At 45.6% G+C, this 3,932-nt stretch carries 4 protein-coding genes and 1 pseudogene; all 5 read right to left on the reverse strand.

Annotated features, from left to right (window positions below; all coding sequences use genetic code 11):
- Positions 1-696 (reverse strand): annotated as a pseudogene (purH, locus tag A3757_RS05250) (bifunctional phosphoribosylaminoimidazolecarboxamide formyltransferase/IMP cyclohydrolase); the annotation flags it as partial.
- Positions 697-737: 41 nt separating this feature from the next.
- Complete coding sequence (gene fis / locus A3757_RS05255) at positions 738-1,037, reverse strand: DNA-binding transcriptional regulator Fis (protein ID WP_068506971.1); 300 nt, start codon at positions 1,035-1,037, stop codon at positions 738-740.
- A complete protein-coding gene (gene dusB, locus A3757_RS05260; protein WP_068512219.1) occupies positions 1,034-1,984 on the reverse strand; it encodes a tRNA dihydrouridine synthase DusB in 951 nt (316 codons plus the stop codon). Before dusB ends, fis begins: the two co-directional genes overlap by 4 nt.
- A gap of 202 nt (positions 1,985-2,186) precedes the next feature.
- Positions 2,187-3,323, reverse strand: coding sequence for a DUF3426 domain-containing protein (locus A3757_RS05265; protein ID WP_068512182.1), 1,137 nt, complete (start codon positions 3,321-3,323; stop codon positions 2,187-2,189).
- A gap of 36 nt (positions 3,324-3,359) precedes the next feature.
- Positions 3,360-3,932 (reverse strand): 50S ribosomal protein L11 methyltransferase (gene prmA / locus A3757_RS05270; protein WP_068739264.1); only part of this gene is annotated, 573 nt, incomplete at its 5' end.

Raw genomic sequence — 3,932 nt, forward strand, 5'->3', positions numbered from 1 at the left:
GCTGTTCTGGTGAGGGTTTTCACCATAGCGAAGTTCTTGAGTTTTGTTCATTTGAACGTTAAATGTTCTTGGGAACTCTTTGCTGCCACCTGGAACCAATCGGCCAAAGTAGTTGGCAATCGCGCCGTCGTAGGCAGCTGTATGTTCGTAAGCTTTAATCGCTAGGTCAAAACGTGTTTCCAAACTTGTGCAGGCATCGTTCTCACGCATTTGATCAAGAATGTTCTGGTAGTCGCTCGCATTAACAACGATATTTACGTGTGCATGGTTTTTAGCAGCAGCACGTACCATCGTTGGTCCGCCGATATCAATGTTTTCTACAGCGTCTTCTAGGCTGCAGTCTTCCTTTGCGACAGTTTGTTCAAAAGGGTAGAGGTTAACGACAACCATGTCGATAGCCTTGATCTCATGAGCTTGCATTACTTCGTCATCCTGACCTCTGCGCCCTAAAATTCCGCCGTGAACTTTAGGGTGAAGTGTTTTGACTCGACCGTCCATCATTTCGGGAAAACCGGTATAGTCAGAAACTTCGACAGCAGGAATGCTGTTAGACTGTAGTAATTTGTAGGTTCCGCCCGTTGAAAGTATTTCAACGCCCATATCGTTTAGGGCAGAGGCGAATTCAACGATGCCCGTTTTGTCTGAAACGCTGATTAGCGCTCTTTTCACCTGGACCAGATCGTTAGTATTGCTCATGTTTATTCCAAACCTGTATAAGAAAAATAAAAAACTCTGACTTAAAGTAGACCGTACTGCTTAAGCTTCTTGCGTAAGGTTCCTCTGTTTAAACCAAGTAGAACAGAAGCTTTGGTTTGATTGTTGCGCGTATATTTTAGTACTTGTTCAAGTAGAGGTGCTTCTACTTCTGAGAGAACTAGTTGATAAACATCTGTGACTGGAGCACCGTCAAGTTGTTCAAAGTAGTTGCTCAGCGTCTTCTCAACGCAATCCCTTAAAGTGGCAGCGTTTTCAATTTGAGTTTGACTGGTGTAGGTTTGTTCTTCTTGTTTGTCTGCAGCAAGCGCTTCTATAGTCATGCGGCTATTTCCCCGTTATTGATTTGATTGTTGATTTGCTTTTCGAACTCCGTGCGCACAGCCTCAAGCTGAGCTTCCGGTGTTTCAATTTTATTAAAAAATTGTCTAAATTCTTGGTGATTCGGTCTTGCCTTCAGATACCAGCCGACGTGTTTGCGAGCGATGCGATGACCCATTTTCTCACCATAGAACTGATGTAGTTCTTCTAGGTGATGAAGGATGATATCGCGAACGGTGGCCAACGGTCTTTCTTCACGCTTGGTACCGTGCTTAAGGTAGTGGTTGATATCATCAAAAATCCAAGGGCAGCCTTGTGCAGCTCGACCTATTAGCAGACCGTCAACTCCTGTTTGCTTCAATACCTGTTCTGCTTTCTCGGGCGAATCAATATCGCCGTTAGCAAGAACGGGTATGCTTATCGCCTCTTTTACTTGAGCGATGGTGTCGTATTCAGCTTGTCCTTGGTAAGCGCAAGCTCGAGTTCGGCCGTGAATGGCGAGAGCTGCAATACCGCTTTGCTCTGCCATTTTAGCGATCGTTAATGCATTTCGAGAGTTTTTATCCCAGCCAGTGCGTATTTTTAGCGTCACCGGAATGTCGACAGCCCCAACCACTGCACTTAGGATTTCCTTTACCAGGTCTTCGTCTCTCATCAGTGCAGAGCCTGCTGCTTTGTTACAAACTTTCTTGGCCGGGCAGCCCATATTGATGTCTATGATCTGTGCGCCTCGCTCCTGATTAAGCTCTGCCGCTGTTGCTAGCATTTCTGGATCGCCGCCAGCAATTTGTACAGATATAGGGTCACTCTCACCGGTATGGTCGAGACGATGCATTGACTTGCGTGTTTTCCAAAAACTTGGGTCGGCGATTACCATTTCCGAAACAGCCATAGCTGCGCCGTTGTTCCGGCATAACTGTCGAAAAGGTCTGTCTGTCACGCCAGCCATGGGCGCTAAGATCAATCGATTATCTAATTGATAGGGGCCGATTTTGAGCAAGTCGTTTCTCTGTCAGGTTCAAGGGTGGCTAATTTTGGGGGGGCTAATCATACCCTCTGAGGCAAGGGTGTAAAAGCAAAAAAGGTGGCTTTTTTTGGTTATATTTTGCTCTTATTGGTTGACAATTGATCTATGTCTTGTTCCTTGGAGCTTAGGGTTGAGGGGAGAAAAACTTTAGAGAGTAGTTAACCGCTTCTTTTCCTGGGTCAACGATTTCGAGTGAAATATGAATTGGCTGCTGACTTGGCATTTCGTGCCAGCTGGCTAGATCGCCAGACAAATACTCTTTCGCTTGGAATAAGCGTTGGGCAACGATATTTTTGTTTATGTCTGAAAAATAAAGAGCTAAGTCGGGGAACGCTTGATTGAAAGCAGCTTCATTCACTATCACGGTGTCGATTATGAGGGACTTGCGTTGAGTGGGGTGACTTCTGACAACGAGGTTGTTGCTTTTAATTTTTTCGATATCTTCAAGCTTTGGCAATGTGCAAGATAAGTGTTCACATGCTAGCTCATATAACTCAGAAACTTTAGGGTACTTGGCGAGCTTTTCATAGTGAAACCATACCGCTTGCCCTAGCAGTATTACGATGAGCGATATATTAGCGAGAATGAATAATAAACTGACAAGCCAATGTCTATTATTGGGGCTATCCTGGTCGTATTGAAATTCAATTTTCTCATACGGAGAAGTCTCAGAGAAACCGCTCCCGGGCTCTCCGAAGGCTGATTCAGTCGATGTCTCAGCTTGTGTGACTGAGGCCTGCTCTATAGCTGAAGCGGAGAATGTTGGTTCTACCTTCTGTTTACCTTGTTCATCTTGAATATCTTCGAGGATTTCCTGAGTCCAGCTTTCGTCGATGATTTCTTCACTCTCTTCAGAAACAAAGGTATCGTCAAGTTTTTTAAAGCTGGTTGAGTAAGGGTCACTGTTGTCTGCGGAATCTAGTTCCAGGAAAGAGGTGCTAAACTCATCAGAGCCATCGGCGCTGCCTGAGTAGCCGGGTTCATGCAGATCTTCTTCAGGGTTATCGGCAAATAGCTTATCTTCAGACTCTAGTAGACTATCTTCCAGGTCGATAGCTGAACTTTGTTGGTCTTCGGAGGGTTCAGGAGAAGGCTTGTTTGCTGTTTGCTTCTCAGTATCGGACAAGCTATAGGCAATTGCATCGAAGATGTTCATGCAGGCGCCGCAGCGAACTCTGCCGTTGGCAGCACTTAATTGTTCTTCAGAGACTTTAAACGAAGCCTTACAGTGCGGGCATTGTGTCAGTCGCTGATTGCTCATCGTGTGTGTTTTTCCTGAATTATTATAAGGCTATTATCAGTCTTTTTTTGTGCCGGTCAAGCATACCCAGCCATCCTCTAGCTGAGGTTTATCCATTTCAAACCATTCTTCATAGTCGTGAACTAGCGCAGCTGCCTGATGCTCAAGAATTCCAGATAGAATTAATTTTCCTTTAGGTTTAACTAAAGCGGCAATATTGCTACGTAAGTCATGCAGTGGTTGAGCAAGAATATTAGCCAGAACCAGGTCTACTTGGTCTTTAGGGCTATCTTCTGGAAGATAGACCGGGAACTGCTGAGCTTCGACCTCGTTTCTCTTGGCATTGTCTTGGGTAGCCAGCAAAGCTTGAGGGTCGTTGTCGATTCCAACCACCGATTTGGCGCCGAGTAATAATGCGGCCAAGCCCAGTATTCCGGAACCACAGCCAAAATCTACGACAGTTTTGTTGTTTAGGCCGTCATCGTTTAGCGCATAAGCATCTAGCCATTTTAAGCAAAGTGCAGTTGTGGGGTGTGTGCCAGTGCCGAAAGCCAGGCCAGGGTCGAGCATCAGGTTGACAGCGTTTGGCTCAGGAATGTCATGCCAGCTTGGGCATATCCATAAGCGGCG

It is taken from the genome of Oleiphilus sp. HI0117 (assembly GCF_001635235.1).

Coding starts and splice junctions, on each gene's coding strand:
- fis (WP_068506971.1), bottom strand. CDS start 1,037: ATGACTATAGAAGCGCTTGCTGCAGACAAACAAGAAGAACAAACCTAC.
- dusB (WP_068512219.1), bottom strand. CDS start 1,984: ATGGCTGGCGTGACAGACAGACCTTTTCGACAGTTATGCCGGAACAAC.
- A3757_RS05265 (WP_068512182.1), bottom strand. CDS start 3,323: ATGAGCAATCAGCGACTGACACAATGCCCGCACTGTAAGGCTTCGTTT.